Origin of the sequence: Pseudomonas alloputida (assembly GCF_021283545.2) — a bacterium.
GTDB classification, from domain to species: Bacteria; Pseudomonadota; Gammaproteobacteria; order Pseudomonadales; family Pseudomonadaceae; genus Aquipseudomonas; species Aquipseudomonas alloputida.
This window is the reverse complement of the sequence record NZ_CP128540.1, coordinates 966,152-992,596: the sequence shown is the minus strand read 5'-3', so window position 1 is coordinate 992,596 and position 26,445 is coordinate 966,152. Positions and strand designations below refer to the sequence as shown.

Below are 26,445 nucleotides of genomic sequence, written 5' to 3'. Positions count from 1 at the left end.
GGTGCGACTCATGCTTGATCCTCGGGCCCGCGTGGCGCCGGATTGCGGGTGATGAACATGGCATCACCGTAACTGAAGAAGCGGTACCCGTGCTCGACCGCCGCTGCGTAGGCAGCCATGGTCTCGGGGTAGCCGGCGAAAGCCGAGACCAGCATCAGCAGCGTGGACTCCGGCAGATGGAAGTTGGTGACCAGGCAGTCGACCACATGGAACGGCCGGCCCGGGTAGATGAAGATGTCGGTGTCGCCACTGAAGGCCTTGAGCACGCCATCACGCGCGGCGCTTTCCAGCGAACGCACACTGGTGGTGCCAACCGCGATCACCCGACCACCACGGGCCCGGCAGGCCTCGATGGCATCGACCACATCCTGGCCCACTTCGAGCCACTCTTTATGCATGTGGTGGTCTTCGATCTTGTCGACCCGCACCGGCTGGAAGGTGCCGGCGCCCACATGCAGGGTGACGAAGGCGCGCTCGACGCCCTTGTCGGCGATCTTTTCCAGCAGCGCCTCGTCGAAGTGCAGGCCTGCGGTAGGCGCGGCAACCGCGCCGGCGCGCTGGGCGTACACAGTCTGGTAGCGCTCACGGTCGGCGCCCTCGTCCGGGCGGTCGATATAGGGCGGCAGCGGCATGTGGCCGACACGGTCGAGCAACGGCAGCACCTCTTCGGTGAAGCGAAGTTCGAACAGCGTGTCATGGCGCGCGACCATTTCGGCCTCGCCACCGCCATCGATGAGGATGACCGCGCCTACCTTGGGCGCCTTGCTGGCGCGCACATGGGCCAGCACCCGGTGGCTGTCGAGCACGCGTTCGACCAGTACCTCTAGCTTGCCGCCGGAGGCTTTCTGGCCGAACAACCGCGCCGGGATCACTCGGGTGTTGTTGAACACCATCAAGTCGCCGGGGCGCAGATAGTCGAGCAAGTCGGGGAATTGCCGGTGCGCCAGCGCGCCGGTAGGCCCATCGAGCACCAGCAGACGGCTGCCATGGCGCTCGGCCAACGGGTGGCGGGCGATCAGGGAATCAGGGAGTTCGAAGGAAAAATCGGCGACGCGCATGATGATGTTCGGTTCGGCAGGGCCGGGAAGTTTAGCCCAATGTGTGAAAATTGACCATGAAAGCCGATTGACCGACCAGCGGCACCTCTTTATACTGCGCGCCACGCCCTGATGGCGGAATTGGTAGACGCGGCGGATTCAAAATCCGTTTTCGAAAGGAGTGGGAGTTCGAGTCTCCCTCGGGGCACCAAATCCGGAAAAAACCGACCTTACGGTCGGTTTTTTTGTGCCTGCGATTCACGCACGTCGTTGACGCCGCCCCCCTGACTCCCGCGCCTCCCCCCATACCTGCATTCTATTGGCCGCCCCTTGCGCTAGCACTTAAGCTGTCATTCGTCAGATATATTCCGAAAGTATTGTTAGCGTAATGGCACTTCGCCATAGTGGCGCTCCCCTTTCTCCACGCAATGTGTGTCCCATGAAAACAATCGCGCCCTGCATGGCGGCAATGATGCTGCTCAGTGGGTGCAATGGAGTGCCAACGTCGTACGTTTCAGATCCCGTCTACAGTCAGGCTTTCGTGGTCACTTCTGGTGCCCCTCTGCCGATGTTGCTGATGGCCAGCGCCATCCAGTGGAACGAGGATTACGCTGTAACCGCCAAACACACCCCCTTCCTGCGCAACGTGGTCCACGAGGGCCTCGGTGACGTAGTGTTCTTCAAGCACAAAGCCAGCAGCGTGCCGCACTGGCGCCAGTACGTGCCTGGGGAAGCCGTGACGGCGGTGGGCTTCAACAGTTTCATGATGCCGATGCAGGGCAAGGGCCATGCCCTGTCGTCGCTGGTACGGCTTGAAGGTACGCCTGGCAGTGTTTTCTACTCGGTGCATGACGGCCCGATCACCAAAGGCATGTCGGGTGGGCCTGTGTTTGCCGATGACGGCAAGGTGGTGGGCATCAACGTGGCCATCATTCCTACCGACGAGATCAATGCGGGCAAGCGCCCGGACCTGGTCGGCAAGGACCGTATCAGCGTGTTCATGTCGTTCAGCGAAATCGACAAGGAATGGCGACGCTATCAGTACCTGCTGGCGCACAAGGCCAAGCCCAAGGCACCGGCTGCGGTCAAAGGCTACGTGGCGGTGGCCGCCAAACCGTGAATCGGGGCGCGGTGTTGGATGGAAAGCGGCCTATGATGTGAGGCTGATGGCCTCTTCGCGGGTAAACCCGCTACAGGGCCTGCACAGGATTTGAGCCTTGTGCAGTACCTGTGGGGGCGGGTTCACCCGCGAAGAGGCCCTGCCAGCCAACGCGAGAAGGACCTGCCATGCACCTGACCCACCGCCCCATCCGGCCAGAAGACATCCCCGTTATCTGCAGCTTCCCGCAGAGCCCGGACGAACTGTTCTACATGTTCCCCAAAGCCACCTACCCCCTCACCCCCAACCAGCTGAGCGACGCCATAGCCCAACGCAGCGGCTCCACGATAGTGGAAGGTGACGGCGCTGTCCTGGCCTTCGCCAATTTCTACAAAGCCGAAAATGGCGGCCTATGTGCCCTGGGCAACGTAGTGGTGGCCCCCGGCGCCCGCGGCCTTGGTGTAGCGCGTTATCTGGTAACGGCCATGATCGACCTCGCCCGCCAGCAGTACAGCGCCCGGGAGGTCTGGGTGTCATGCTTCAATCACAACACCGCCGGCCTGCTGCTTTATCCACAACTGGGTTTCATGCCGTTCGGCATCGAGGAGCGGCAGGCGTGGGATGGCACGCGGGTAGCGTTGGTGCAGATGAAGCAAATACTGACTTAACCGAACTGGATCAGCGGGTCATTGCATGTGGCTGAACGAGAAGGTCCACCCCCAGAGCACGAATGACCCTCAATACAGTGTCAAAACGAGGCTTCGCGCCAGGGCTCAGCGCCTTGTACAGGCTTTCTCTACCCAGCCCACTCTCCGTAGCAATATGTGTCATGCCCCGTGCACGAGCGATATGGCCAAGTGCTCGAATGATTTCCTCGGTATCGCCATCTGATAGCACTTGGCTAAGGTATTCACTGATTGCCTCATCGCTGCTCAACAAGGCTGCCATATCAAACGGGATCAATTTTTCGCTCATTTCATCTCCTTCAGCAGCTTTCTGGCTTTGGATGTCGGCGGCTTGGGTGGCAGTAGCCAAGCGGCAAAGCTTTCCGTCTGTTCAACGAGAAACATCAAGTGGTCACCCAATCGTATCCTTATGGATACACCCATTCAAGGATTGAAGCGAACCACTCTGTCGTTTTCGAGCTGAATCAGGAATACAGGCACACCTGATAGGCCGGTCGGATTTTTCCCTTCGTTTCAGCTACAAAATCCCTTGCAACATTCAACCCTCGAACCTTCGACGAGCCTCGACGTCCCATCCTGCATCCCCCGCGTTTCGAGGTACCCTCGCGTGAAAGACGTCATCGCCCGCAAGTACCGCCTGGTGGTGAAGACCATCGGCTATATCGGCTGGTCGCTGTTCTGGCTGCTGATCTGGGATGTGCTGGTCACCATCGATTTCATGCTGTTCTTGAACAGCAAGTTCACCCTGCCACTGATCCCGCTGACCCTGCTGGGCTCAGCGCTGGTGGTGCTGGTGAGTTTTCGCAACAGCAGCGCCTACAGCCGCTGGTGGGAGGCTCGCACCCTGTGGGGCGCGCTGGTGAACAGTTCGCGCAGCTTCGCCCGGCAGACGCTGACGCTGATCGATGACCCGGATGACGGCCTGAACCCGGTCAAGGCCACCCTGCTGCGCCGGCATATCGCCTATGTGAACTGCCTGGCGGCGCACTTGAAAGGCGAAAGCTGCCCGGAGGAGCTGATGGCCTTCATCCCCCCGGCGGAGTTCGAACGGCGCAACCGCTCGAACAATTTCGCCAATGACATTCTCGGCGGCTCGGCAGCCTTGCTGGCGCGGGAATACCAGGCCGGGCGGCTGGACAGCATTCGTCTGGCGCGGCTGGAGTCGACGCTGGTAGACCTGTCTAACGCCCAGGGCGGCATGGAGCGGATTGCCAATACGCCATTGCCCTACCCCTATGTGTATTTCCCACGGCTGTTCATCACCCTGTTCTGCCTGATCGTGCCGGTGGGGCTTGTGGAGTCGTTGGGCTGGTTCACGCCGCTGGCGTCGACGGTGGTAGGGTTCATGTTGCTGGCCATCGAGCGGATCGGCACGGACTTGCAGAGCCCGTTCAGGTTCAGCGAGCATCAGATCCAGATGGATACCATATGCGAGACGATCGAGCGCAACCTGGAGTCGATGCAGCGGGAGGCGCAGTGTGCCGAGGCTGTAGACGCCTGAGAGATGTCGGGGCTGCTTTGCAGCCCGGGCTTTCCGTCAGGCCCGCACGTAGCGCTGACGCAACACATCACTCGACACATCCACCAGCAACACCAACACCAGCATACCGATGATCACCGTGCTGGCCTGGGCCTCCTGGAACAGGCTCAAGGTGGTGTACAGCATCTGCCCCAACCCGCCCGCCCCGACGAAGCCGAGCACGCTGGCCATGCGGATGTTGTTCTCCCAGCGGTACAAGCTGTAGGCCAGCAACTGCGGCCACAGGTTGGGCAGGGTACCAAAGCAGAACGCCGCCACCTGGCTGCCCCCCTGCAAACGGATCGCCGCCGCCGGCTCGGGCGGGGCGTTCTCAAGCGCCTCGGCAAACAAACGCCCCAGCACGCCAGCGGTGTGCAACGCCAAAGCCAGGGTACCGGCATTCGGCCCCAGCCCAGCCGCCAGCACAGTCAGCGCTGCCCACACCAGTTCAGGAATGGCACGCAAGGCATTGAGCAGCAAACGCGCGGCCCCTTGCAACGGCCAACCGAAGCGCCCCGCCGCCGGCAGTGCCAGCAACATCCCCAATACCATTGCCAACAAGGTGCCCATGCCAGACATGGCCAGGGTTTCCAGCGCCCCGCGCCACACCGCCTTGAGGTGCCCCGCAGACAGATCCGGCTGCAGGAAGCGCCCGGCGTACTCGCCCATCTGCCCCAGCCCGCCATTGCCGACCAGTGCGTGCAGGTCCAGCTGCAGATACGCGAACGAGGCCACCGCCGCTGCCACGATGGCGCCCAGCAACACCCAGTTGATCACCCGGTTCATGCCAGCCTCCAGCGCAGCAGGCGGCTGAGCAGGTCGGCCAGGATCACCAGCAACAAGAACGTCAACAGCATGCTCGCCACTTGCGCACCCGCAAACATGCGCATCGACAGGTCGATCTGCTGACCCAGCCCGCCAGCACCGACAAAGCCCATCACCACCGAAGCCCGCACCGCGCACTCCCAGCGGTACACGGTGTACGACACCACTTCGGAGGCAGCATTGGGCAGGATGCCGTAGAAAAACGCCGCCAGCCGGCCACTGCCCGCCTGCAACAAGGCATGCGCCGGGCGCTGGTCGACCGACTCGAAGATTTCGGCATAAACCTTGCCGAGCATGCCACTGTAGGTGATGGCGATAGCCAGTACGCCCGCCGTCGGCCCCAGCCCCACAGCGCGCACGAACAGCAACGCCCAGACGATTTCCGGCACGCTACGCAGGAAAATCAGTAGCCCACGCACCGGCAGGCGCAACAGTCGCGACCAGAGCCCGGCCCGCCCGCCGCGTGAAGCAGCACGCAAGGACAAGGCACGGCTGGCCAGCAAGCCAGCCGGGATCGCCAACAACAACGCCAGCGCCATGCCGGCAGTCGCCACGGCCAGGGTCTGCAAGGTAGCTTCATACAGCAGTGCAAGAAAATCGGCATCATGTGCCGGCGGCCAGAAGGCGCTGGTGAAGCTGGCAATCTGCTGACGGTTATCCGCCTGCAACAGCACCCCGGGGTTCAGTTCGCTTGTCTGGATAGCCGGCCACAGTACTGCTACCGCCAACAGGGCCAGCAGCAACCGTGGCAGCAGCGCGGGGTCGCGGGCGTCGGCCTTCAGCATCGCGGAATCTGCACGGTCAGGGTCGGCCCCTGGGTTGGCGGCGGAGCCAGTTGTTCGTTGGCGTATAGCGCGTCCAGCAGTTGCTCGGTGACCGCTTCGGCCGGGCAGTCAAACACAACCTGCCCTTCCCGAATGCCAATCACCCGCGGAAAATGCGCCAGCGCCAACTCTACGGCGTGCAGGCTCGCCACCAACGTCACGCCAGTGGCCTGCGCATGGCGATTGAGCAAGGCCAGGCTATGGTCGGCCAACACCGGGTCCATGGCCGACACCGGTTCGTCGGTCAGCAGCACCTGCGGACGCTGGTACAACGCCCGAGCAATGCCCACCCGCTGCAACTGGCCACCGGACAACTGCCCACACTGCACGAACAGCTTGTCGGCCAGGCCCAGTTCGGCCAACACCTGGCGCGCCCCCGGCACATCGCTGGGATACAGCAGGTTGAGCAAGCCGCGCAGCGTCCCCCACTGCCCCAGGCGACCCGCCAGTACGGCAGTCACCACCCGCTGACGCGGTGGCAAAGGCGGCGACTGATGCACCAGGCCAACCCGCGCACGCAGTCGCTGGCGTGCCCTTGCCGACAGTGCCCAAGGCTGCTCGCCAAGCAACTCCAGGCGCCCACTGCTGGGCTGGATGGCCGTGGCCATCAGGTGCAGCAAGCTGGACTTGCCCGCCCCCGACGGCCCGATGATGGCGACACGCTCGCCCTGCGCGATACGCAGGCTCACCGCATCAAGCGCGCGTACCTGGCCATGGCGCAGGCTGGCACCGTACAGATGAATTGCCGCATTCGAAGCTGTCACTTGAGCAGGCCGGCCTCGCGTGCAGCTTGTTCGGTGCCCTTGTAGTTCTCAGGCTTGGTCTCGATGAAGCGGCTGGCGGCCTGCAGGTCAAGGATCGCCTTATGCTCCGGGTTGCTCGGGTCGAGGTCCAGGAAGGCTTTCTTGATTTTCTGTTTCAACGCCGGGTCCATGTTGCCGCGCACGGTCCAGTTGTAGTCGAAGTAGGTTGGGGTTGTGGCGAACACCTTCACCTTGGTGGTGTCGACCTTGCCGGCATCCACCAGCTTTTGCCACACGCTGGCGTTGAGCACGCCACCATCGACCTTGCCAGCCTGCACCCAGGCCACGGTGGCATCATGGGCGCCAGAATAGGCCACGCGGCTGAAGTACTCTTCAGGCTTGATATTGTCCTGCTTGAGCATGAAGTAACGCGGCATCAGGCTGCCCGAAGTAGACGAAATGGAACCGAAGGCAAACGACTTGCCCTTCAGATCGCTCAGGCTCTTCACGTCGGGGTTGGCGGTGATGAACTTGGAGGTGAACTGTGCGTCCTGCTCACGCTGTACCAGTGGCGTGGCGGTCGGGTCCTTCAGGTGCACCTGAACGAACGTGAAGCCCCCCAGCCAGGCCAGATCGAGGCGGTCTGCGGCCAGCGACTCGACCACCGCCGGGTAGTCCGCCACGGGTACGAACTTCACCTCCATGCCCAGTTGCTTGGCCAGGTACTCACCCAAGGGCTTGAACTTGCGCTGCAGTTCGGTCGGCGCTTCGTCGGGGATGGCGCTGACCCGCAGGGTTTCTGCGGCCTGAACGACAGCGGCACAGCAAGACAGCACGAGGCCGGCGGCGAGCGCCAGGGGGCGGTTGAGCATGGGTGTTCTCCGGTTCAATAGCGGGGAAGTGCCGACACATTTGCCGACACCGGGAATTATAAGAGGCAAGGGCCTAAAGGCCAGCTTTGCTACAATCGCGCAACAATTTGACCTGCAGAGGTGCGTATGAGCGAGCCGATTCGCCTGACCCAGTACAGCCATGGCGCCGGCTGTGGTTGCAAGATCTCCCCCAAGGTGCTGGACGTGATCCTTGCCGAAAGCGGCACCCAGGCCCTGGACCCGAAACTGTGGGTCGGCAACGCATCGCGCGACGATGCAGCAGTGTACGCGCTGGACGACGAGCGCGGCGTGGTCTCGACCACCGACTTCTTCATGCCGATCGTCGATGACCCTTACGACTTCGGCCGCATTGCCGCCACCAACGCCATCAGCGACATCTATGCCATGGGCGGCGACCCGCTGATGGCCATCGCCATCCTCGGTTGGCCGGTCAACGTGCTGCCGCCGGAAGTCGCCCGCGAAGTCATCCGCGGCGGCCGTGCGGTGTGCGCCGAAGCGGGTATCCCGCTGGCCGGCGGCCACTCGATCGACGCGCCCGAGCCGATCTTTGGCCTGGCCGTCACCGGGGTGGTCAGTAAACGCCACCTCAAACGCAACGACACCGCCAGCGCAGGCTGCCAGCTGTACCTGACCAAGCCCTTGGGCATCGGCATCCTCACCACTGCCGAAAAGAAGGCCAAGCTGCGTGTGCAGGACCAAGGCCTGGCTCGCGACTGGATGTGCACCCTCAACACGCCCGGCAGCCGCTTCGGCAAACTGGACGGGGTCAAGGCCATGACCGACGTCACCGGCTTCGGCCTGCTCGGCCACCTGGTCGAGCTGGCCGAAGGCAGCGGCCTCACCGCGCACCTGAACTACGCCGCCGTGCCACGCCTGCCTAGTGTCGACCATTACCTGGCCGAAGGCTGCATCCCCGGTGGAACCCTGCGCAACTACGACAGCTACGGGCACAAGATCAGCGCCCTGAGCGACGACCAGAAGCACCTGCTGTGCGACCCGCAGACCAGCGGTGGCTTGCTGGTAGCTGTTGCCCCGGAGGGTGAAGCCGAGTTCCTCGCCGTGGCTGCCGAACTGGGCCTGAAACTGTCCCCGATCGGCAAGCTGGTCGAGCGACAGAGCCATGCGGTCGAGGTGATCTGATGCGCCCCGACTGCACCGACTTCCGTCAGCTGTTCCTCGACGACGTGCCGATGATGGACATGCGCGCCCCCGTCGAATTCGCCAAAGGCGCCTTCCCTGGCGTGGTAAACCTGCCGCTGATGAACGACCAGGAGCGGCAGAAGGTCGGCACCTGCTACAAACAGCAGGGCCAGGCTGCCGCCATCGCCCTGGGCCACCAACTGGTCAGTGGCGCCACCAAGCAAGCCCGTCTGGAGGCCTGGGCAGCGTTTGCCAAGGCGCACCCTGACGGTTACCTGTACTGCTTCCGTGGCGGCCTGCGATCGCAGATCGTGCAGGGCTGGCTGCGCGATGAGGCGGGTATTCAGTACCCGCGTGTCAAAGGCGGCTACAAGGCCATGCGTACCTTCCTGCTGGAGACTACCCAGCAAGCGGTGGAGCAATGCGATTTCGTACTGGTCGGTGGACTGACCGGTACCGGCAAGACCGATGTGCTGCACCAGCTGGACAACGTGCTGGACCTTGAAGGCCACGCCAACCATCGCGGCTCCAGTTTCGGCAAGCGCGCCACGGCGCAACCGGCGCAGATCGACTTTGAAAACCAGCTGGCAATCGACGTGCTGAAAAAGCGCGCCCGCGGTATCGGGCAGTTCGTTCTGGAAGATGAAGGCCGCATTGTCGGCAGCTGCACGGTGCCGCTGGAGTTGTACCAAGGCATGCAGCATTACCCGCTGGTGTGGCTTGAAGACAGCTTCACCAACCGCGTGGAGCGCATCCTGCGCGACTACGTGGTCAACCTGAGCGCCGAGTTCAAGGCCGTGCATGGCGAAGAAGACGGTCCCCGGCTGTTTGCCGAGCGCATGCTGCAGAGCATGGCCAATATCTACAAGCGTTTGGGTGGAGAGCGCCATCAGCGCTTGTCCGAGATGCTGCGCGAAGCCCTGCAAGAGCAGCAGCGCAGCGGCGCAGTAGACCTGCACCGGGGCTGGATCGAAGGTTTGCTGAACGAGTACTACGACCCGATGTATGCCTACCAGCGCGCAGCCAAGGCCGAGCGCATCGAGTTTGCCGGGGATGCCGTGGAAGTACGCGAGTACCTCAAGGCCCGGGCGCTGCGCCAACCGCGCAAATAGAACCAGTACCCTGTAGGAGATCACCCAGCCCTTCCGGGCTGCGCTGTCGCGCAGCAAACATGAGGTGTACGGCTTCAGTTCCGCAGCGACGCTGACATTTTGAAAAAGAAAAGGCGGTTGGCCCGGTAGGGCCAGCCGCCTTTTGCTTTGTTAGGGTTCGTGTGCGCGGGACAGAGATCGTAGCCAGCACTGGTGTGTGTCTGCACACCCGCGTAGGAGAGTGATCCGCACGGTATCGGCGTGAAGTCCCTGTAGGCATCAGCTGATTCAGCTGTGACCACGTATGAGAGAGTGAACCCTTTCGCCACCGTGTGCCCCGCGCGCCCTTTATCCTGCGAGGATTCATCATGGCGCGCAAGCCTTCCAAGCAACGCTTTACCGTCGTCCATCCCGATTGCGCGGCGATCGATGTCGGTGGTCGAGAGCATTTCGTGGCGGTCGATCCCCGGCACGAAAATCCCGTCCAGTCGTTCACGTCCTTTACTGACGACCTGCTCAAGATGGCTAACTGGCTTGAAAGCCTGGGGATCAAGGTCGTTGCCATGGAATCCACGGGGGTTTATTGGATTCCAATTTACGAGATTCTCAGCGAGCGCGGTTTTGACGTTTATCTCGTCAATGCCAGAGCAACTCGGCAAATCACGGGCCGTAAATCAGATGTGCTGGATTGCCAGTGGATCTGGCAGCTGATGACTCATGGACTGCTCAGAGGCGCATTCCGCCCCGATGATCTGACCTGCTGCGTCCGGTCATTGGTCAGGCAGCGTGCTTCCAAAGTGAAAGACCAGGCGCAGACGCTGAACCGGATGCAAAAGGCCATGAGCCAAATGAACATCCAGCTGGCCAATGTCATCAGTGATATTTCCGGTGTAACTGGCATGAAGATTTTGCGGGCCATCTGCGCAGGTGAACGGGACCCAGTGCAACTGGCTGAACTAACCGACCGCCGCATCAAGGCAGGCAAGGAGGCTGTCGCTCGGAGTCTTCATGGCAATTGGCGGCGCGAGCATTTGCATGCGCTAACTCAGGAATTGGCTGCCTATGACTTCCTGGAGCAGCAAATTGCAGATTGTGACGACGCCATAAAAGCCGCGTTAGAGCAGTTGCCGGTGCTGCAAAACAAGCCAGAGCCATCCAAGAAGCCTTTACGGAGCCCACACCGAAACGGCGCCCAACAGACTGTATTGCATCAGACTTTGTGGAAAGTTCTTGGCGTGGACCTAACCGCAATTCCAACCATTGGGGTGGACACTGCATTAGTGCTGGCAGGGGAGATCGGTACAGATCTATCACGCTTCCCGTCCTCACAGCACTTCTGCTCTTGGTTGGGACTGGCTCCCCCTACCCGAATTTCCGGCGGTCATCGACTGGCAGGTGGTGGGCCCAAAATAGTCAATCGAGCAGCGCAAGCACTCAAGCAGGCTGCATCCAATGCCCGTAACGACAAGGGTTTCATTGGCGCATCGCACCGAGCCAGACTGACTCGAATGGATACCAGCTGCGCCATCAAAGCCACTGCGCATCAGTTGGCACGTCTGGTGTACAACCTGTTAACCAAGAAGCAGGCTTATGTTGAACAAGGTCTTGAGGAGTTCGAAGCCAGAAGCCAAGACCGGCAGGTCCGGGCTTTGCTTCGCAAAGCCCGGAAACTGGGGTATCAACTGGTGGCCGCTTGAGTGCTTAGAAAACAATGGGTTGCATTTTGTTTGATGAGAGATCACCCAGCCCTTCCGGGCTGCGCTGTCGCACAGCAAACAGGATGCGCATGACGTCAGATCTGCACTGACATCGAGATCTAGAAAAGCATTCGCCGACTGATCCGGGTAGGTCAGCCGCCGAATACTTTGCTATGGTTCCCAATGCGCGGGAAAGAGGCCGTAGACCGCACTGGTGTGCTGCTTTGCTCCCGAATGAGAGAGTGGCCCAAATGGCATCGGCGTTAATCCCTGTCGGCACAGCTTGCTGTGACCACGTATAGAAGAGTGAACACTTCGCCGCCATTGACCCCGCGCGCCTGTTTTTTTCGCTAGAAAGAACAGTGGGTTATCTTTTGTTTGATAGAAGCGGGTTCACCCGCGAAGAAGGCCACGCGGAGCATGACACCGGCAAAGCCGGTGTTCGCGGCTGAACCCGCGCCTGCAAATGTGGGCCAATCATGCCTGAACAGGCGCTACTGCCCAGGGCTAAGCACCCGCTCCAGTTCCGCAGCGCGGTCGCGGGTCATGTCCATGATGCAGCTGCCACCTTCCAGCTGCGCCAGGGTCCCGCCACTGGCCTGTACATGGAACTGGCAATTGCCATCACGGTAGGCCAGCCACTTGCGCTGAACATCCCGCAGGCTCTTCTGCTGCCCGGCATCCAGCTTGCCCATCAGCTGCTTGTACACCCGGTTCAAGCGCTGGTCCTGCACTTGTGTTTCGGCCCCGATGCACGCGCTCATGGCCACGGTGCTGGAGGCCTTGTCCATGCACTGCCCGTAGGCCGCCGTGTAATCGTCCGCCATTGCTACCGGTAGCACGCAGGCCAGTGCCAGGCCTGCCAGGTAATGCTTGATCATGCTAACCCTCCTTGTGGGTATCAAAGCGTCTGCGGCTGCTCCGGAGGCATCAGCACCTTGCCTGGCTCGAAGCGCAGCGAGGGCATTTGCGTCGCTGCATACAACGTTACCCCCAGGGCGGCAATCAAGGCGACATCAAGCCAGTTCCAGCCTGGCACGTCGTCAGCCCTTCGCGCCTTCCAGCAAAACCAGGCTTGCCCCAGGCAAAACACCACCATCGCTACCAGCCACAGGTAGAAGCCAGCACCAAAGCCGGTAAGGTCATGAAACTCATAGCTGCTGTTATCCGGCAAGCGGTCGATGCCAAAACTGCTGGCAGCCAGATACGCCGCCCCAAGCCCGGCCAGCAAGGCCAGCCGGCGAAACCGCCGATGAGCCAGGATGGCCAGGGCCAGCAGCGGATTGGCAAACCATTGGTACAAGCCGAACGGCATGCCCCATGGCCCGTACAGCAGCATCTGCAGGGCCGGCATATGACGCTCGCCGCTCATCAGCGCGCCATCGAAGAACAGGGCGAGCAAATACAGCAGCAGGCTGATACTCAGGTAGAAAGCGGGCAAAGGGGATTCCTGAGAGAAACGGGACAGCCTACGACCTTAACCCAGGCCCTGCCCCGCTTCCAAATTCACGCTCGGGTGTTATGAGATCAGGCTACTGGCGGCTCAAGCAGCAGGCCGTAAATACCCGAGTCGGACAGCTCACCCGCCACGCACCAGCGCGCCCGCAAGGTGCCTTCCAGCACAAAACCTTGCCGCTCCAGGGTGCGTGCCGAGCCCTGGTTGCGCGGGTCGATTTCGCCTTCCAGGCGGCGCATGTGCAGGGTGTGGGCGAGGTAGTCGATGAAGCAGGTCAGAGCCTCGTCCATGTAGCCCCTGCCCTGCACGGCGCTAGCCAGGCAGTAGCCGATCTCGCCACGGCGGGAAATGTCGTCGATGTTGAACAGCTGGACCATACCGATCAGTTCGCCGTTGTCGCGGCGGTACATGCCAAGCTTGAGCTGGTCGCCATTGGCATAGGCTTCGCGGTCGGCGGCCAGGGCGCTTTCGGCCTCGGCCAGGTCTTGCCAGGGTGCATGGTGCCAATAGCGCATGACCTCGGGGTCGGCCATGATCGCCAGCCACTGCGCGGCATCGGCATGGCGCATGGGGCGCAGTTGCAGGCGTGGGCTGTCGAGGCAGAGGTCACTGGGGAAACTGCGGGGTGGGGTCACGCCGGATCTCCTGTCCATTGCTGGGGAGATGACAGTTTAACGTCAAGTGCAGGGTTCAGGCATCTCGGGCAGCTTTGCAGCCCGTCGCCGGCAGGTTCACCACAGGCCAGGAGCCTTGCACGCTACCTGTGGAAGCGGCCCCGCGTCGCAAAAGGCCGCTTCCACATTGACCACGTCAGACTGATCGATACTTCAGGCCACCTCAGCCCCATCATCCGGCCAATGCGGCTCGTTGGCCTCTGGCGGGGTCAGCGGCGGCAAACCATACGCCGCCCGCGCATCATCACAGCTCGGGTTATGCACCCCACCCTCCCACGACGCATCAAACTCGCGGCACGGGCTGGAACGGTTGGCGTAAATCGTACAAGCCACCTCTTTACCGATCTCGCCCTGAAGGCTGACACAGCGGCAGGGCTTGGCATCGGTGCCGATCATGGCAACGCGCGTGGGGTTGATCTGTACCACCAGGTCGTCCGGCACTACGCCCCCGGCAGACTGGCATTCGCCCCAGAAGAAGGACACACGGAAGTACCCGCAGCAGGCGCCGCAGTCAAGGCAAGGGTTATATTCAGACATGATGTCACGGAGGGAAGGTTGTTGTTATCGGGACTGGCCCGCGGCGCCATTTTTAGCCCAAGCAAGGGCCGCTGGATAGAGGGGGAATGCAAAAAAAAATGCCGCTGATCCGGCTGCCGGACAAGGACGGCCAATACCTTCGCCGACCGCCCCCTTTTCAGTCAGCAGATGGGCTGGTAGGTCTCTGCGTCCCAGCGTTGCAAACCTAGGCCTGCGCTCGGCTCGTAGCCACCTCCCTGCACCTTGCTGAATTGCGTATGCGCCTCACCACAATGCACCAGACGATCGTTCTCATCGCCCTCGGTGAGTACCGTGTAGGACTTACTGCGCATGGCCTGATACTGCCTGTCGGCAGCCGCCATGACCTGGTGATACTTCATCAACTGGCTGCTGCTCAAGGCCAGACGTTTGTCCAGCTGCACGCCCCAGCGGGTCAGGCAAACCTCGGCAAAGTGGCGAACGATCAGCCCAGGTTCGGTCAGCACCTTGCCATCGCCTGCGCCATCAGCCGAGGCGTTGCCCACCAGCGTGGCATGGCGGCCCGGCATCGGGTAAACGCGTATCCGTGTTTCTTTGGCGACCGAAGGGATCACGCAGGCAAAACCTTTGGAGCGCTCATCCCTTGAGTAGAAGCCTACGTACTCTTTGACATTATCCGCCAAGGTTACGCGCTCGGCCTGTACGTTACCGACGCCAGGCACCGGGTCGATGGCAAATATGTTCACCGGTATGCCGCGCAATACCGGGTCTTGCGCCATGGCATTGGCCAGCATGTGGCAGCTGATCCCTCCCCTGCTCCAGCCCACCAGATTGACCTGGGTTGGCAGGCGCGGTTTGCGGAACATGCTGATGATGCGCTCCTGCAGTTCCTGCGGGGTCGGGTGGCGATCGCCGTAGTCGTAGGTTCGCCAGAACCATGAGGCGGAGGAAGACACGTCCGGAATGGGCACACCGGCAGCTTTCAGCCGCTCGTATTCCTGCTCACTGAGTTTGGTGCGCCGCCAGCTGCTTTCACCTTTGATGACCTGCAGCACATGGTTGACGTTCTCCTCCCAGCCGCGGCCAAACAGCTGGCCGGTCCAGTTGAAATAGCCGCCGGGTTCGACGAACAGGTTGTCATCCTGAAGGTTGCCGCTGCCTGGGCCGTCGACGGCGATCCAGTGGGCGAATTCCCGGCTCTGGTCATTACTGGCCAGGGTCGAGACCAGCTCGCCATTCCAGAAGTTGGGATTGGCGTCGTCGAAACGGTGCGAGCCAGTGCCGCAGAAGTAGGCGGTGAAGACACTCATGGGGGATCTCTTTGGTGAGAAATGAGTGCTGACGGTAGGCGTACGGGTAACCAGAAGGCAGGCGGAAAGCTCACCCAAGAGGCAGTTGGGGCTGCTTCGCAGCCCCATTGGGCTTACTTGCGAGCCAAACCATCAGCCCGGAACATTTGCCGGATCCCGCGGATGGCCTGGCGAATACGGTCCTGGTTCTCGATCAACGCAAAGCGCACATGGTCGTCCCCATAGTCACCAAAGCCGATCCCCGGCGACACGCAGACCTTGGTCTCGGCCAGCAGCTTCTTGGAGAACTCCAGCGAACCCAGGTGCGCATACTCCGGCGGGATCTTCGCCCACACGTACATCGACGCCTTGGGGTTCTCGACCATCCAGCCCAGTTCGTGCAGCCCTTTGACCAGCAGGTTACGGCGCTGGCGATACTGCTCGGCAATGTCGCGCACGCACTGTTGGTCGCCTTCCAGCGCGGCAATGGCTGCAACCTGTAGCGGGGTGAAGGTGCCGTAGTCGTGGTAGCTCTTGATCCGTGCCAGGGCGCTGACCAACTCGGGGTTGCCGACCATGAAGCCGATGCGCCAGCCGGCCATGTTGTAGCTCTTGGACAGGGTGAAGAACTCCACAGCAATGTCCTTGGCACCCGGCACCTGCATGATCGACGGGGCTTTCCAGCCGTCGTAGACGATATCGGCATAGGCCAGGTCATGCACCACCAGTACGTTGTACTGCTTGGCCAGGGCCACCACGCGCTCGAAGAAGTCCAGCTCCACGCACTGGGCAGTCGGGTTGGACGGGAAGCCCAGGATCATCATCTTCGGCTTGGGGATGGACTCGCGAATGGCCCGCTCAAGCTCGTTGAAGAAGTCCACACCCGGCACCAGCGGCACCGAACGCACCTGGGCACCGGCGATCACTGCGCCGTAGATGTGAATCGGGTAGCTGGGGTTGGGCACCAGCACCGTATCGCCCTGGTCGAGGGTGGCCAGCATCAGGTGGGCCAGGCCCTCTTTCGAGCCGATGGTGACGATGGCTTCGCTTTCCGGGTCGATGTCGACCTCGTAGCGGTCCTTGTACCAGTTGGAGATGGCCCGGCGCAGGCGCGGGATGCCGCGCGACGTGGAGTAGCCGTGGGTGTCTTCACGCTGGGCGACCTGTACCAGCTTCTCGACGATGTGCGGCGGGGTGGCGCCATCGGGGTTGCCCATGCTCAGGTCGATGATGTCCTCGCCACGGCGGCGGGCGGCCATCTTGAGCTCGGCAGTGATGTTGAAGACGTAAGGGGGGAGACGATCGATGCGCGCAAAGCGGCGCGGCGAACCTGGGTTGGCCATGGCTTCCTCTGAGGACGTAAGCGCCCGGAACCGTCCGAGCGACGTTGGCCGATGTGGCGGCCTGAATCAGAAGATAGTGCCGAAACAGGATGCCTGTAAAGGATAATTTCCTGTTTTATTAGAACTTTTCAGATCTATTTTTTGAAAATCAGGTATTTTTATTTTTCTGTGCTGGCCTCTTCGCGGGTAAACCCGCTCCTACAGGAACCTTGTAGGAGCGGGTTTACCCGCGAAGAGGCCGGCACAGGAAAAATACCCCCAAAAAAAAACCCCGGCACAGTGGCCGGGGTTTTCGTGAAACAGGCAGCAGTTTCAGCGTGCGTAGGTCATCAGCACATCCGCAGCGGTCTGGCTGTCCACACCCATCATCACGCTCAGGGCAGTGACGGTGAGGATGGAGAAGCCGAACACCTTGCGGGCCCACTTGCTGTCGTCCTCGGCCTTGTAACCACCCCAGGCCATGTACAACCAGTACAGGCCCATGGCAGCTGCCACGGCCAGGTAGCCGAGGCCGGCGTAACCGCCGAGGGTGAGCATCAAGGTGGCGAGCACAAAGGCCAGCACGTACAGCACAATCTGCTTCTTCGCCGCGAGGATGCCACGTGCCACCGGCAGGACCGGAATGTTGGCAGCGCTGTAATCCTTGAAGCGGAAGATCGCGATGGCAAAGCTGTGCGGCATTTGCCAAAGGCTGAACATCACCAGCAGGGTTACCGCAGCCAGGTCGAAGCTGTTGCTCACGGCGCAGTAGCCGATCACCGGAGGCATGGCACCCGACAGGCTGCCGACCAAGGTGCCGTGCACCGATTTACGCTTCAGCCACAGGCTGTAGAAACCGACGTAGACGACAAAGCCAATCAGTGCGCAGAACGCAGACAGCGGGTTGGCCTGGACATACAGCAGGCTGAAACCCGCCACCCCGAGCAGGGTGGCGTAGATCAGCGCGAGGGGCAGCGACATGCCGCCCTGAACCATGACACGGTTCTTGGTGCGCTCCATCTTGTGGTCGATGTCACGGTCGATGCAGTTGTTGAACACGCATCCGGACGCAACCACCAGCGAAGTACCGATCACCACCGCCAGGAACAGGGCGAAATCCACATGGCCCTTCGAGGCAAGGAAGAAACCGCCTGCCACGGAAAGCACGTTACCGAAAATGATCCCCGGTTTGGTGATTTGGATAAAGTGCTTAACGGACATGCAGTCTTACCTCACTTGGCCAACATTTCGAAGTGGATGCTGAACATGATCCACAGCGACAGGCCGACAAGCAGAGCGATCACCAGGGTGGTGAACAGGAACGTCGAAACGTTGTTGCGTTGCTCTTTCGAGCGGTCCATGTGCAGGAAGTAAACCAGGTGAACAACTACCTGGATCACGGCCATGGCAACAATGATCAGAACGGTCAGGTTCTTCGGCAGGCTGGCAGTCATGGCCAGGCCGAACGGGATCGCAGTCAGGATGATCGACAGTACAAAACCGATCATGTACGACTTGACGCTGCCGTGATTACCTTCGTGATGAGTGTCGTGTGCGTTAGCCATTACAGAACCCCCAGCAGGTAAACGACGGTGAATACGCAGATCCAGACCACGTCCAGGAAGTGCCAGAACAGGCTCAGGCAGCTCATGCGGGTCTTGGCGGTCGGCGTGATGCCGTGCTTGTTGATCTGGTACATCATGATTGCCATCCAGATCAGACCAGCAGTCACGTGCAGACCGTGGGTACCTACCAGGGCGAAGAAGCCCGACAGGAAGCCACTGCGCTGCGGGCCGAAGCCCTCGCTGATCAGGTGATGGAACTCATAGATTTCCATCGCGATGAAGCCTGCACCGAACAGGAAGGTCACAGCCAACCAGCCCAGTACACCTGCTTTCTTGCCATCGAACATCTTCAGCATGGCGAAGCCGAAGGTGATCGAGGACAGCAGCAGGAACAGCGTTTCAACAGCTACGAAATCAAGCTGGAAGATGTCATGACCCGACGGGCCGCCGGCAAAACTGCCGGACAGCACCGCGTAGGTGGCGAAGAGCGACGCAAACAGGATGCAGTCGGTCATCAGGTACAGCCAGAAGCCCAGTACGGTCATCTGGCCCGAGTCGTGGTGGTGGTCGTCATGCCCATGGTCGTGACCATGAGCAGCGCCGTGCATTACTTGACTGGACATTGATTACACCCGCTCAAACGATTCGACACGTGCGCCGGCAGGCAGAGCACCTGCTTTGGCCAGCGCTTTCATACGCTCGCCTTCGATGCGCGCCACTTCTTCGGCCGGAACCATGTAGCCCTGGTCGTCACGTGCAGCGTGGCGAACGAAGACAGCGATGGTTGCAACCAGGCTCGCGCCAACCAGCCACCAGATGTGCCAGATGAAGGCGAAGCCGAAGACAGTCAGGAACAGGCCCATGAACAGACCGGTAGCGGTGTTGCTCGGCATGTGAATGGCTTCGTACTTGGCCGGAGCCTTGTACGCAACGCCTGCTTCCTTGGCTTCGTGCCAGCAGTCCAGGCCAACTTTCTCAGGCATGTGAGCGAAGTTGTAGAACGGAGGTGGCGAAGAAGTCGACCATTCCAGGGTACGGCCGCCCCATGGGTCGCCGGTCACGTCCAGGTTCTGGTTGCGGTCGCGGACCGAAACGACGATCTGGATCAGCTGGCAAGCGATACCGAACAGGATCAGCACGGCGCCGACAACGGCTACGTACAGGTAGGGTTCCCACAGTGGGTTGTCGGAGTGGTTCAGACGACGGGTCATGCCCATGAAGCCCAGGGCGTACAGCGGCATGAACGCAACGTAGAAGCCCGACAGCCAGAACCAGAAGGCAGCTTTGCCCCACTTCTCGTTCAGGGTGAAGCCGAAGGCTTTCGGGAACCAGAAGGCGAAACCGGCGATGTAGCCGAATACCGCGCCACCGATGATCACGTTGTGGAAGTGCGCAATTACGAACAGGCTGTTGTGCAGGACGAAGTCAGCACCCGGAACGGCCAGCAGTACGCCGGTCATGCCACCGATGGAGAAAGTGACCATGAAGCCCAGGGTCCAGAGCATCGGTGCGGTGAAGCGCACACGGCCTTGGTACATGGTGAACAGCCAGTTGAACAGCTTCACACCGGTCGGAATGGAGATCAGCATCGTCGCCAGGCCGAAGAAGGTGTTGACGCTGGCGCCGGCACCCATGGTGAAGAAGTGGTGCAGCCATACAGCAAAGCCGAGGATGGCGATCGCGCCCGATGCGTAAATCATCGAGTGGTGGCCGAACAGGCGTTTGCCAGAGAACGTCGAAGTTACTTCCGAGAACACGCCGAAGGCCGGCAGGATCAGGATGTAAACCTCAGGGTGACCCCACGCCCAGAACAGGTTGACGTACATCATCGGGTTCCCACCAAGCTCGTTGGTGAAGATGTGGAAGTCCAGATAACGGTCAACAGTCAGCAGAGCGAGTGCAGCAGTCAGGATCGGGAACGAAGCGACGATCAACACGTTGGCCCAGGTGCAGGTCCAGGTGAAGATCGGCATGTCCATCAGTTTCATGCCAGGTGCGCGCATCTTCATCACGGTGACGAGGAAGTTCACGCCAGTAAGCGTCGTACCCAATCCGGATAGCTGTAGCGCCCAGATGTAGTAGTCGACACCCACCCCAGGGCTGTACTGAATGCCCGCGAGCGGCGGATAGGCAACCCAGCCGGTCTTGGCGAATTCACCAACGCCCAGCGAGATGTTGACCAACAGCACGCCTGCCAGCAGCAGGTAGAAGCTCAGGGAGTTCAGGAACGGGAAGGCAACGTCACGTGCACCGATCTGCAGAGGAACCGCCAGGTTCATCAGGCCGGTGAAGAACGGCATCGCCATGAAGATGATCATGATCACACCGTGAGCGGTGAAGATCTGGTCATAGTGTTCAGGCGGCAGGTAGCCTTCGGAGCCGCCGGTTGCGGCAGCCAGCTGGGTACGCATCATGATGGCGTCGGCAAAGCCGCGCAGCAGCATGACCATCGCGACGATGATGTACATCACGCCGATCTTTTTGTGGTCGACAGTAGTCAGCCACTCGCTCCACAAGTAGGTCCACTTGCGGAAATAGGTGATAAGACCGACGACAGCGATACCGCCGAGCGCGATCATGGCAAGCGTCACCATGACTATCGGCTCGTGATAGGGTATCGCCTCCAGGCTTAATTTACCGAACATCTCTTACTCCTCTGCACCGGCAGCTGGTTGCATACTCGATTCCACACCCTTGGTTGTGGCCAGATCTTTGCTGCCTGCTTCTTCGTGGCTACGACCGCGGTTCATGCCTTCGTACTTGTCGACGATCAGCTGGAACTGCTCAGGCGAAGCCTCGCTATACAGCGCGACCGGGTTGTTTTCGCTTGGTTTGGCCAAGGCGTCGTATTCGGCCTTGTCCAGCTTCTTCGGCGACTGCTTGACTTCAGCGACCCACTTGTCGAAGTCTTCCTGAGAGGTGGCAGTAGCCTTGAATTTCATGCCGGTGAAGCCAGCACCGCTGTAGTTGGCGCTGATACCGTCGAATTCGCCATTTTCGTTGGCGATCAGGTGCAGCTTGGTGGTCATGCCGGCCATGGCGTAGATCTGGCCGCCCAGGCCCGGGATGAAGAACGAGTTCATCACGGCGTCGGAAGTGACGCGGAAGTTGACCGGAGTGTTAGCCGGGAAGACGATCTTGTTGACCGTGGCAATGCCCTGTTCCGGGTAGATGAACAGCCACTTCCAGTCCAGCGCGACCACGTCGATCTGAATCGGCTTAACGTCCGAATCCAGCGGACGATAAGGGTCCAGCTTGTGGGTGGAGTGGTAGGTGACGTAACCCAGGGCGATGATGATCAGGATCGGGATGATCCATACCGCGGCCTCGATCTTGGTCGAGTGCGACCAGTCAGGGGTGTAGGTGGCTGCCTTGTTGGAAGCACGGTACTTCCAGGCGAACGCCAGGGTCATGATGATCACAGGGATTACCACCAGCAGCATCAGGCCGGTAGCGATCAGGATCAGGTTCTTTTGCTCAATGCCGACCTGGCCCTTCGGGTCGAGCAGGGTCCAGTTGCACCCACTGAGTAAAAGCATGCCTAAAAAGGGCAATATGCCAAACAGTCTGGGGTAACGCTTTTTACTCATCTCACGACCTCTAGATCAGCTTGCTTCAATGCAATTTGTGTTTTGGTAGCCAACACTTCGTCCTGCCAAGTGAGGCATTTCGCGCCCGTACTCGCTCCTGCCTGGGGTCCGACTGCAGGACCTTGGCTTCAAGCGGGTTAGCGGTGCTTATGGTTTCGTAGGCAACAGGCCTGTACTTCAGACCAAGTCCATTTGGTGCGGGAAAACGCGGAGGGGTGTCCGCCCGGTATCGCCGTTGGGCGAAACTTGACGAAGTCAGCAAAAAGGAGCGCTGAGGCTTCCTTCAATCCTGCGACTCGCAAGCAGTGCCGAACGGAAATTGGGGGCGATTGTAGATAGGTCGCCAACCCTTGACTATGACTTATTGAGCAACAGTCTTTTACAGAATCCGCAACAATACTGCTCGATAATTCAACTTCGCGACAGTTTGTCGCACCCCGCTTGATAGGCCTCAAAGCCGCATCCTGCAAGGCCTGCGGATTGATCTGGATCAAGCGGTGCGCAACTTTTCCCTCTTCTCATGCGGTGCAAAAGACCCCATGCAATTCGGGACTTTTGTCTAAGCCTGGCGTCGATTGCGGTAGATACCGAGCGGGACCAGGACGGCGGTCAGCACGAACGCCACAAGTGCCCATTGCGCCAGCGACAGGCCGAGGATCGGCGGATACGGCGTGCTGCAGAAGCCGTCGACCTGAAACGCCAGTGGCCACAGCTTTGCCAGTGGCAGGTCATCCACGATCGGCTGCAGGGTATCGATACCGCAACTGACCATGGGGTTGGCGAGTATATACACATGGTTGCCCGCCGCAACGATTCCGCCAATGGCACTGAGCACCACCAACGCCTCGAAGAAGGTCAGGCTGCGGCGCCCGGGCATCGCCGCAGCGATGAAGGCAAACACGGCAATGAACAGCAACGCATAACGCTGCAGGATGCACAGCGGGCAGGGTGCCTCGCCGAGCACCACCTGCATGTAGAGGGCGCCGCCGATCAGTGAAAGGCAGATCAGCCCCAGCAGCACCAGAAAGCGCCGTTCCCGATTCAGGCGCGATGTTTGTTCGTTCATTGCCGGTTCCTTCGATGGATAGTGGCAGCGTGGTCCGCCTGCCTGGGCGCAAGTCTACACGCTGGGCATGGCCTGTGAGCATGCCGAGGGAGCGTCGCGGAAGCACTGCGCAGGGCTATCCAGTGTGGCTGAGACCGGCCGCAACGACGTCGGTTCAACGCCGGGCGGCAAAAAAACGGCTGCCCAGGTGCCGCGCAGGGGCAAGCCCCTCGACACCCGGGAGTGAAGGATACCGTGATTAAAGGATGATTAAGGATGAAAGTGCAGCGCCCGGTTTCATCTTTCCTTTATATATAGGCAGAAAGGTGTGCTGCAGCGGGGGGACGAGCACTTTATAAGCCTGTACTGGCCCCTTCGCGGGTAAACCCGCTCCTACAGAGACGGCACCACATTCAAGACCGGTGCAATACCTGTGGGAGCGGGCGTGCCCGCGAAGAGGCCGGCACAGGCGCTACATCACTCCAGCGCTGCCGCCGGCCCGAAGAACTCGTAGCGGCTCTGCTGCTCCGGCACCCCCAGGCCCTTCAGCTGGCGCTTGACCGCCGCCATGAAGCCCTTGGGCCCGAGGAAGTAGGCATCCACGTCACGCTCCTGCGGCAGCCACTCGGCGAGCAGGTCTTCACTGAGCAAACCCACGGCGTCGGCCGCAGCGCCACCTTCCGGCTCGGCATAGCAGTAGAAGCGCTTGAGCTGTGGATGGCGCGCCGCCAGGCCATCGATCCAGTCCCGGAAGGCATGCACCGCGCCGTTACGCGCACAGTGGATGAAATGCACCTCGCGCCGGGTTTGCAGTGCTGCCTGCAGCATCGCCAGGGTCGGGGTAATGCCCACCCCTCCGCTGATCAGCACCAGCGGCTTGTCGCTGGCTGCCAGGGTGAAGTCACCCGCAGGCGGGAACAGTTGCAGGGTATCGCCCACCTTCAGCTCATCGTGCAGGTAGTTGGAGACCTTGCCGCCCGCCTCGCGCTTGACGCTGATGCGGTATTCCTTGCCGTCGCACAGCGCCGACAGGGAATAGTTGCGGCGCTGCTCGGCACCGTCAATGTCCAGTTTCAGACCGATGTACTGGCCAGGTTCTGCCTTGAGCACCGGCATGCCATCCACCGGGGCGAAGTAGAACGAAACGATCTCGCTGCTTTCCTGCTCGCGGCGTACCAGGCGGAATTCACGGGTACCGCGCCAGCCACCCTCGGCCTCTTCCTTCTCTTTATAGAGGTTTTCTTCAGCGCCGATCAGAATGTCGGCCAGCTGGCCATAGGCCGCGCCCCAGGCGTCGATCACCGCAGGGGTGGCAATGTCCTTGCCCAGCACTTCCTCGATGGCGCGCAGCAGGCAGCTTCCGACAATCGGGTAGTGCTCCGGCAGAATCTGCAGGGCAACATGCTTGTTGATGATCTGCCCGACCAGGCCGCCCAGTTGCTCCAGCTGGTCGATATGGCGGGCATACATCAACACGCCGTTAGCCAGCGCACGCGGCTGATCGCCACTGGCCTGGTGGGCCTGGTTGAACAGCGGCCGTACCTCGGGGTATTCGCTGAGCATCATCTTGTAGAAGTGGGTGGTCAGCGCTTCGCCGCCGCTTTCCAGCAGAGGTACAGTGGCCTTGATGATTGCACGTTGTTCGGCATTGAGCATTGCAACAACTCCTGAGCCTGTGGCTTCAAATGACTGCCCCTGCCATTACAGCAATCGTGCCAACTTTTTATCGCCAGCAAAATCAGGGGCTTGACGCAGGTCATGTCAAAACGACCCACCCCTGCGTATAGTCATATCGACCCATAGGAGTCCATATGACTACACAGCCACTGCTCACCACCCTCCTGCCCCTGGTCAGCGACCTGTCCCGCGATTTGCCCGACCAGGAACGCTACCGCCGCCTGTTGCAAGCCATGCGTGGCCTGCTGCCGTGCGATGCTGCAGCACTGCTGCGACTGGACGGGGAATGGCTGGTGCCGCTGGCAGTGGATGGCCTTAGCCCCGACACCCTCGGCCGGCGCTTTCGGGTCAGCGAGCACCCGCGTTTCCAGATACTGCTCAGCCGCCCGGAACCCACCCGATTCGCCAGCGATTCCGAACTGCCCGACCCCTACGATGGTTTGGTCAATGCCCCCGATGCCGACCTTGAAGTGCACGACTGCATGGGCTGCCCGTTGATGGTCGATGAGCGCCCATGGGGCCTGGTCACCCTCGACGCCCTCACCCCCGGGCAGTTCCAGAGCCTGGAGCTGGATGCCCTGCAGGCCTTTGCCAGCCTGGCTGCCGCCACCGTTACCGTGGCCGAGCGTATCGAGCACCTGGCCCTGCGCGCCGAAGACGAACACCATCGCGCCGAGCTCTACCGCCAGGCCAGCGGCCAGGATAGAGAGCTGATTGGCCAGAGCCCCGCGCACAAACGCCTGGTGGAGGAAATTCGTCTGGTCGGCAGCAGCGACCTGACCGTGCTGATCACCGGCGAAACCGGGGTCGGCAAGGAGCTGGTGGCCCAGGCCCTGCACCGGGCCAGTAGCCGCGCGGACAAGCCGCTGGTCAGCCTCAACTGCGCCGCCCTGCCCGACACCTTGGTGGAAAGCGAACTGTTCGGTCATGTGCGCGGCGCCTTCACCGGCGCGCATGGCGAGCGCCGCGGCAAATTCGAACTGGCCAACGGCGGCACACTGTTCCTCGACGAAGTGGGCGAACTGCCGCTGACGGTCCAGGCCAAGCTGCTACGCGTGCTGCAAAGCGGCCAACTGCAGCGCCTGGGTTCGGACCGCGAGCACCGGGTGGACGTGCGCCTGATCGCCGCTACCAACCGCGACCTCGCTGCCGAGGTGCGTACGGGCAACTTTCGCGCCGACTTCTATCACCGCCTCAGCGTTTACCCGCTGCACGTGCCACCTTTGCGCGAACGTGGGCGAGACGTGCTGCTATTGGCGGGCTACTTCCTCGAACAGAACCGTTCACGGCTGGGCCTGAACAGCCTGCGCCTGAGCCATGAGGCCCAAGCCGCGTTGATCGCCTACGACTGGCCAGGCAACGTGCGCGAACTGGAACACCTGATCGGCCGCTCGGCACTCAAGGCGCTGGGCCAGCACCCTGATCGGCCACGTATCCTCACCCTCGAAGCCATCGACCTGGACCTGCGTGTGTCGGCAACCACGCCAGGCACGCTGCCCTCCCCCGCTGCACCGCTGCAAGTGGTCACACCGCCTGAAGGCGGCTTGCGTGAAGCCGTCGATAGTTACCAGCGACAGGTGATCGAAGCCTGCCTGCAGCGGCATCAGGACAACTGGGCAGCAGCGGCCCGGGAACTCGGTCTGGACCGCGCAAACCTGAGCCGTTTGGCCCGCAGGCTAGGGCTTCGCTGAGGCTTTTCTACCAAAGGATTAACCCAGAAAGCCATCTGGTTGCTTCCCCACCGGCTGCTATATCTC

26 protein-coding genes and 1 tRNA gene are annotated in these 26,445 nt (G+C 61.1%); 8 read left to right on the top strand and 19 right to left on the bottom strand.

Annotated features, from left to right (window positions below; all coding sequences use genetic code 11):
• Positions 1–8 precede the first annotated feature (8 nt).
• Positions 9–1,058 (bottom strand): tRNA preQ1(34) S-adenosylmethionine ribosyltransferase-isomerase QueA, encoded by a 1,050-nt coding sequence (gene queA, locus LU682_RS04480; protein WP_010952060.1) that lies wholly within the window; start codon positions 1,056–1,058, stop codon positions 9–11.
• Positions 1,059–1,163: 105 nt separating this feature from the next.
• Between queA and LU682_RS04475 the strand changes: the two genes are divergently transcribed.
• The 3 genes from LU682_RS04475 (at position 1,164) to LU682_RS04465 (ending at position 2,804) form a co-directional block, all read left to right on the top strand.
• Positions 1,164–1,248: transfer RNA gene (locus tag LU682_RS04475), tRNA-Leu, on the top strand.
• 261 nt (positions 1,249–1,509) lie between these two features.
• Positions 1,510–2,157 carry a trypsin-like peptidase domain-containing protein gene (locus LU682_RS04470; protein ID WP_049586421.1) on the top strand — a complete coding sequence of 216 codons (648 nt, stop codon included), beginning with the start codon at positions 1,510–1,512 and terminating at the stop codon, positions 2,155–2,157.
• Between the two features lie 167 nt (positions 2,158–2,324).
• Positions 2,325–2,804 carry a GNAT family N-acetyltransferase gene (locus LU682_RS04465; RefSeq protein WP_010952058.1) on the top strand — a complete coding sequence of 160 codons (480 nt, stop codon included), beginning with the start codon at positions 2,325–2,327 and terminating at the stop codon, positions 2,802–2,804.
• Positions 2,805–2,814: 10 nt separating this feature from the next.
• Here the strand turns inward: LU682_RS04465 and LU682_RS04460 are convergent, their stop codons facing one another.
• Entirely contained in the window at positions 2,815–3,111 is a 297-nt protein-coding gene (locus LU682_RS04460) for an addiction module antidote protein (RefSeq protein WP_003248566.1), read from the bottom strand.
• A 318-nt stretch (positions 3,112–3,429) separates the two neighbouring features.
• On the opposite strand from LU682_RS04460, the gene LU682_RS04455 reads away from it, so the two are divergent.
• On the top strand, positions 3,430–4,323 hold the full coding sequence (locus LU682_RS04455) for a bestrophin family protein (RefSeq protein ID WP_049586418.1): 894 nt from the start codon (positions 3,430–3,432) through the stop codon (positions 4,321–4,323).
• A 36-nt stretch (positions 4,324–4,359) separates the two neighbouring features.
• Here LU682_RS04455 and phnE read toward each other — a convergent pair whose 3' ends face one another.
• From phnE to LU682_RS04435, 4 genes are read right to left on the bottom strand one after another with little or no spacing between them, the layout of a single operon-like run.
• On the bottom strand, positions 4,360–5,127 hold the full coding sequence (gene phnE / locus LU682_RS04450) for a phosphonate ABC transporter, permease protein PhnE (protein ID WP_010952056.1): 768 nt from the start codon (positions 5,125–5,127) through the stop codon (positions 4,360–4,362).
• The gene (locus tag LU682_RS04445; RefSeq protein ID WP_004576350.1) at positions 5,124–5,951 is read right to left on the bottom strand and encodes a PhnE/PtxC family ABC transporter permease; all 828 of its coding nucleotides are present in this window, start codon (positions 5,949–5,951) and stop codon (positions 5,124–5,126) included. Before LU682_RS04445 ends, phnE begins: the two co-directional genes overlap by 4 nt.
• The gene (locus LU682_RS04440; RefSeq protein ID WP_010952055.1) at positions 5,945–6,754 is read right to left on the bottom strand and encodes a phosphonate ABC transporter ATP-binding protein; all 810 of its coding nucleotides are present in this window, start codon (positions 6,752–6,754) and stop codon (positions 5,945–5,947) included. Before LU682_RS04440 ends, LU682_RS04445 begins: the two co-directional genes overlap by 7 nt.
• Entirely contained in the window at positions 6,751–7,605 is an 855-nt protein-coding gene (locus LU682_RS04435) for a putative selenate ABC transporter substrate-binding protein (protein ID WP_010952054.1), read from the bottom strand. Before LU682_RS04435 ends, LU682_RS04440 begins: the two co-directional genes overlap by 4 nt.
• Before the next feature lie 126 nt (positions 7,606–7,731).
• Here LU682_RS04435 and selD point away from each other — a divergent pair, with 126 nt between their 5' ends.
• From selD to LU682_RS04420, 3 genes are all read left to right on the top strand, one after another.
• Positions 7,732–8,766, top strand: a complete 1,035-nt coding sequence (gene selD / locus LU682_RS04430) for a selenide, water dikinase SelD (protein WP_010952053.1) — start codon at positions 7,732–7,734, stop codon at positions 8,764–8,766.
• Positions 8,766–9,878: a tRNA 2-selenouridine(34) synthase MnmH gene (mnmH, locus tag LU682_RS04425; RefSeq protein WP_010952052.1), complete on the top strand. Its 1,113-nt coding sequence runs from the start codon at positions 8,766–8,768 to the stop codon at positions 9,876–9,878. Before selD ends, mnmH begins: the two co-directional genes overlap by 1 nt.
• 347 nt (positions 9,879–10,225) lie before the next feature.
• Positions 10,226–11,554 carry an IS110-like element ISPpu9 family transposase gene (locus LU682_RS04420; protein ID WP_010953496.1) on the top strand — a complete coding sequence of 443 codons (1,329 nt, stop codon included), beginning with the start codon at positions 10,226–10,228 and terminating at the stop codon, positions 11,552–11,554.
• Positions 11,555–12,048: 494 nt separating this feature from the next.
• Here LU682_RS04420 and LU682_RS04415 read toward each other — a convergent pair whose 3' ends face one another.
• From LU682_RS04415 to hmpA, 13 genes are all read right to left on the bottom strand, one after another.
• The gene (locus LU682_RS04415; protein ID WP_014861457.1) at positions 12,049–12,435 is read right to left on the bottom strand and encodes a lysozyme inhibitor LprI family protein; all 387 of its coding nucleotides are present in this window, start codon (positions 12,433–12,435) and stop codon (positions 12,049–12,051) included.
• A 20-nt stretch (positions 12,436–12,455) separates the two neighbouring features.
• Positions 12,456–12,995 carry a hypothetical protein gene (locus tag LU682_RS04410; protein ID WP_014589735.1) on the bottom strand — a complete coding sequence of 180 codons (540 nt, stop codon included), beginning with the start codon at positions 12,993–12,995 and terminating at the stop codon, positions 12,456–12,458.
• A gap of 86 nt (positions 12,996–13,081) precedes the next feature.
• Positions 13,082–13,645 (bottom strand): GNAT family N-acetyltransferase, encoded by a 564-nt coding sequence (locus LU682_RS04405; RefSeq protein WP_003248588.1) that lies wholly within the window; start codon positions 13,643–13,645, stop codon positions 13,082–13,084.
• Positions 13,646–13,837: 192 nt separating this feature from the next.
• Positions 13,838–14,221: a YkgJ family cysteine cluster protein gene (locus LU682_RS04400; protein ID WP_003248590.1), complete on the bottom strand. Its 384-nt coding sequence runs from the start codon at positions 14,219–14,221 to the stop codon at positions 13,838–13,840.
• A gap of 161 nt (positions 14,222–14,382) precedes the next feature.
• Positions 14,383–15,510 (bottom strand): hypothetical protein, encoded by a 1,128-nt coding sequence (locus tag LU682_RS04395; protein ID WP_049586415.1) that lies wholly within the window; start codon positions 15,508–15,510, stop codon positions 14,383–14,385.
• Positions 15,511–15,623: 113 nt separating this feature from the next.
• Positions 15,624–16,832, bottom strand: a complete 1,209-nt coding sequence (alaC, locus tag LU682_RS04390) for an alanine transaminase (RefSeq protein ID WP_010952049.1) — start codon at positions 16,830–16,832, stop codon at positions 15,624–15,626.
• Between the two features lie 312 nt (positions 16,833–17,144).
• Positions 17,145–18,032: a heme o synthase gene (gene cyoE / locus LU682_RS04385; RefSeq protein ID WP_003248596.1), complete on the bottom strand. Its 888-nt coding sequence runs from the start codon at positions 18,030–18,032 to the stop codon at positions 17,145–17,147.
• Between the two features lie 11 nt (positions 18,033–18,043).
• On the bottom strand, positions 18,044–18,376 hold the full coding sequence (gene cyoD, locus LU682_RS04380; protein ID WP_003248599.1) for a cytochrome o ubiquinol oxidase subunit IV: 333 nt from the start codon (positions 18,374–18,376) through the stop codon (positions 18,044–18,046).
• Positions 18,376–18,999 carry a cytochrome o ubiquinol oxidase subunit III gene (gene cyoC / locus LU682_RS04375; RefSeq protein ID WP_010952048.1) on the bottom strand — a complete coding sequence of 208 codons (624 nt, stop codon included), beginning with the start codon at positions 18,997–18,999 and terminating at the stop codon, positions 18,376–18,378. Before cyoC ends, cyoD begins: the two co-directional genes overlap by 1 nt.
• Before the next feature lie 3 nt (positions 19,000–19,002).
• The gene (cyoB, locus tag LU682_RS04370; protein WP_010952047.1) at positions 19,003–21,021 is read right to left on the bottom strand and encodes a cytochrome o ubiquinol oxidase subunit I; all 2,019 of its coding nucleotides are present in this window, start codon (positions 21,019–21,021) and stop codon (positions 19,003–19,005) included.
• A 3-nt stretch (positions 21,022–21,024) separates the two neighbouring features.
• Positions 21,025–21,966 (bottom strand): ubiquinol oxidase subunit II, encoded by a 942-nt coding sequence (gene cyoA, locus LU682_RS04365; RefSeq protein ID WP_003248605.1) that lies wholly within the window; start codon positions 21,964–21,966, stop codon positions 21,025–21,027.
• 559 nt (positions 21,967–22,525) lie between these two features.
• Entirely contained in the window at positions 22,526–23,032 is a 507-nt protein-coding gene (locus LU682_RS04360) for a disulfide bond formation protein B (protein ID WP_003248609.1), read from the bottom strand.
• Between the two features lie 456 nt (positions 23,033–23,488).
• Positions 23,489–24,667 (bottom strand): NO-inducible flavohemoprotein, encoded by a 1,179-nt coding sequence (gene hmpA, locus LU682_RS04355; RefSeq protein WP_010952044.1) that lies wholly within the window; start codon positions 24,665–24,667, stop codon positions 23,489–23,491.
• 155 nt (positions 24,668–24,822) lie between these two features.
• Here hmpA and norR point away from each other — a divergent pair, with 155 nt between their 5' ends.
• A complete protein-coding gene (gene norR, locus LU682_RS04350) occupies positions 24,823–26,379 on the top strand; it encodes a nitric oxide reductase transcriptional regulator NorR (RefSeq protein WP_010952043.1) in 1,557 nt (518 codons plus the stop codon).
• Positions 26,380–26,445 lie beyond the last annotated feature (66 nt).